Source organism: Mesorhizobium sanjuanii (assembly GCF_002529485.1).
Classification (GTDB): domain Bacteria; phylum Pseudomonadota; class Alphaproteobacteria; order Rhizobiales; family Rhizobiaceae; genus Mesorhizobium; species Mesorhizobium sanjuanii.
Genome location: NZ_NWQG01000251.1, coordinates 1 through 1668, shown reverse-complemented (window position 1 = coordinate 1668; position 1668 = coordinate 1). Strand labels below are relative to the sequence as shown.

Below are 1668 nucleotides of genomic sequence, written 5' to 3'. Positions count from 1 at the left end.
TGAATATTCTGCCCCGCCACAATAATTGCTTGATCGTAGGCAAGTTCTGCGGCATTCGCCAGCGCGGTACCGGGAAACGCGTAAACGACTTCTTACCGTATCTGCCCGAAAACCGGAGTCGACTTTCGGAAAGCATGATAAGCGGGTTCAAAGTGTTGGGGCGTACTTCGCGCGTACGAATGTACCAGCAGTGACAAACGCACGTTTCGCTGGCAAATTCGCAACCGGGACGTGATTCAGGCAATCAGGAGAAAAGCATGGCATTTCTTGCCAAGGGAAAGATTTACGCGGCGGCGGCATTGATGATGGTTGCCGCGGCTACAGGCGCGCAGGCAGCCAGCTGCGGCAAGAGCGGCGCCGGCTTCGATGCTTGGAAGCCGGAGTTTGCGGCGGAGGCCCGGGCCAATGGTGTAGGCGCGAAGGGTCTGGCTGCTCTGGCCAACGCGAATTACGCAACAAGGACGATCGCCGCCGACCGCGCCATCCACAAGGCTTTCAGCGGCTCGGTGGAAGCCTTCATGAAGCGCCGTGGCGGATCCGCGATCATTGCCAAGGGCCGGGCGTTGAAGAAGTCGAACGCGGCGCTGTTCGACAAGATCGAGCGGACCTACGGCGTGTCGCCGGGTGTGTTGCTCGCCATCTGGGGTATGGAGACCGGCTTCGGGTCCTCCATGGGCAACCAGAATACGGTCTCCGCCATTTTGACGCTTGCCTATGATTGCCGCCGCCCGGAATTCTTCTACCCGCATGCCATTGCGGCGCTGAAGCTGGTCGATCGCGGAGCGTTGAGCGCCTCCTCGGTCGGCGCCATGCATGGCGAGATTGGCCACACGCAGTTCCTGCCCGGCAATGTCATGAAGTATGGCGTCGGCAGCAGAAACCTGCGCGACAAGAGCACTGCGTTGGCGTCCACCGCCAACTTCCTCAAGGGTCATGGCTGGCGGGCGGGCGCGAGTGCGTCGGCGAATATGGGCGCAATTGCCGGCTGGAATTCCGCGAGCGTCTATCAACAAGCCATCGCCCGCATCGCCGACGCGATCGACGGCGGCTGATAGACATTTCCATTCGACAAAAAGCCCGGCCATCCACCGGGCTTTTTTGTCGGTACGTGTGGCATGCCAAGAGCGGCCAGCGCCTTCGTTCTCAATTGTTCGCGTAGCCGCTCAACGGGCATTTCCGGGAAGCGGGAATCTGGAAGGTACCGGTGATACCGTGGCAGGTACGGAAGTTGGGGTTCCGCGGCGCCGGCGCGGGCCTAGCGGCAGCCTTGGACTTGCCCTTGATGACCAGCCAGATTTCGGTCGATTGGTCGAGCTGTAGCCGGTTCAAGTCGGAGTACGTAATCCGCCCGCTGCGGATTCCTTCGCCAAGGCGCTGGCAGAACAGGGCCGGCATGCGCTCCTGCGAGACGCCCATGAAAGAGGCGATCTCGTGCTTGAACGTGATGCTCCATAGGTGGACAGCGGAGATGCATCCGTCTGGATTCTGCTCGCGTTTCGGGGCCGCCTGCGAGGACTGGCCTCCGGTAAAGACGATGGCCGCCGCAAGCAGGAGAAAAATGGCGTTTTTCACTAAGATGATCCCTCCGTCCCGCGAGGGAATTTAGATGAAGCTTTTAAAAGGTCAATAGGAGCCGCCTTAGCTTGTTTTACTTTCCTTATATTAGAG

General features: G+C 59.7%; 3 protein-coding genes. 2 read left to right on the top strand and 1 reads right to left on the bottom strand.

What is annotated here, in order from left to right:
* Positions 1-194 (top strand): hypothetical protein (locus tag CN311_RS33115; RefSeq protein ID WP_208866602.1); only part of this gene is annotated, 194 nt, incomplete at its 5' end.
* Positions 195-257: 63 nt separating this feature from the next.
* Entirely contained in the window at positions 258-1052 is a 795-nt protein-coding gene (locus tag CN311_RS29480; RefSeq protein WP_097577129.1) for a lytic murein transglycosylase, read from the top strand.
* Between the two features lie 91 nt (positions 1053-1143).
* On the opposite strand, the gene CN311_RS29475 is transcribed toward CN311_RS29480, so the two are convergent.
* Entirely contained in the window at positions 1144-1572 is a 429-nt protein-coding gene (locus CN311_RS29475) for a hypothetical protein (RefSeq protein WP_245440990.1), read from the bottom strand.
* Between the last annotated feature and the right edge of the window lie 96 nt (positions 1573-1668).

What these genes read in the sequence shown, in the direction of transcription:
- CN311_RS29480 (WP_097577129.1), top strand. Translation starts at nt 258, where the DNA reads ATGGCATTTCTTGCCAAGGGAAAGATTTACGCGGCGGCGGCATTGATG.